Source organism: Methanobrevibacter sp. UBA188 (assembly GCF_905234905.1).
Classification (GTDB): domain Archaea; phylum Methanobacteriota; class Methanobacteria; order Methanobacteriales; family Methanobacteriaceae; genus Methanocatella.
Window position 1 is genome coordinate 8,947 of record NZ_CAJOJM010000060.1, and the last position, 1,482, is coordinate 10,428.

2 protein-coding genes are annotated in these 1,482 nt (G+C 33.5%); one reads left to right on the top strand and one right to left on the bottom strand.

The genetic code is table 11. The features are described from left to right. Positions 1-876 (top strand): hypothetical protein (locus tag QZ143_RS08820; protein ID WP_292883308.1); only part of this gene is annotated, 876 nt, incomplete at its 5' end. 128 nt (positions 877-1,004) lie between these two features. Here the strand turns inward: QZ143_RS08820 and QZ143_RS08825 are convergent. Further along, positions 1,005-1,482, bottom strand: a 478-nt coding sequence (locus QZ143_RS08825; protein WP_292883311.1) for a hypothetical protein, incomplete at its 5' end; no start/stop codon positions are given.

Sequence of the window (1,482 nt, forward strand, 5' to 3'; positions counted from 1 at the left end):
ATGAACAAGTTAAAAACCGCTAAAGTAATTTCAGATATAACTAATCCCCCAATACTCTGCATCCCGTTATTTTTGATAATGTGTATTGTGCTGTCCTTTGAAAATGGGGAGTTCAACATGTCTAAATTCATTGTTTTGGAATTGATTTCACTTGTCTTTTCATCAATATTGCCTATGGCAATTATCTTAGGTTGGGCAAAAAAGATTGGAACCGACAAGGACATATCCAACAGAACAGATAGATTCGTACCATTGATTGTTGGCATAACTTCATATTTCATTGGTTTTTTGGTATCATATTTCATTGGATTAAGCAATTTTTTGACAATCCTTCTTTTGTGCTATGCAGTGAATACCTTCATTGTAATGATAATAACATTCAAATGGAAAATCAGCGTTCACACAACAGGATTAAGCGGGCCTGTTGGTGCATTGATATTGCTCTTGGGACCATTCGGTGCAATATTTGGAATATTATATCCGATACTTATCTGGTCAAGGGTTCTTTTAAAAAAGCATACCCTGGCACAGGCAATCTGCGGTGCGGCTCAAGGATTTTTCCTAACCATATTTGAAATGTATCTTTTTGTTGATGTGCTGAAACTTCAATTAGGTGAAATCATAAGTCTGGAAATTGCAACGCTATTCATATTGGCAATCATTATTACACCAATAATACTCGGATTTTTAAGCTATCTGAATGTAAAAAAAGCAAAATTCGTATTTTATTTACTTGAACTTATATTATTTGTGATGTTTCTGGCATTTACACCAATGGATGTATTTATAATATTTGTTTTAGTCAGTCTAACTTCAATACTGATAAGCTACTATGCAGGCGAGGATTTTATCTGGTATGAGGTTTTAAAAAAATAAGTAAATAAGATGTGTGTCAACACATCTATTTAGTCTGATTTTTGTATTCCAATTTATAAAATTTACAGTTTTCAATCTGACCTACCTTATCTTTAGAAACATATTTAGGTATTTCCAAGTCAGACCCACTACGGTATGCAAGATATTTTATTGAAATCATCAGGCATTAAAAACTTGTCTTTCTTCTTATCAAATATCCTTGAAAAGTCTCGAGCCTTTTCCTTTTTGTCAATCGAATATCCTGCAAAGACATTTGACTCATTTAACTGATCATGGAAATGAATATATTTAACCATTCCATCTATGATAACAACGGAATCGTTGTTGTTTATGCTTTTAAGGAATTCCTGGTTTTTGACCAAAGAGTCGTGATAAGTGGAAATATCTGAAGTCTGTTCATATAGATTGACCGCACCGAACAGCAACAGAACAACAACGACAGGAATAACAACCTTCTTAACATCAAACTTGGATATAAAAATTGAAAGGCTCAACCATACCAGTCCAACAGCAGGAGTGGCATATCTTGTGATAAAAATAGGTTTGAATACGGTTGAAATGACAACACCGAAAATTACTGTTGCAATGAATACCAAAAATCCAAAC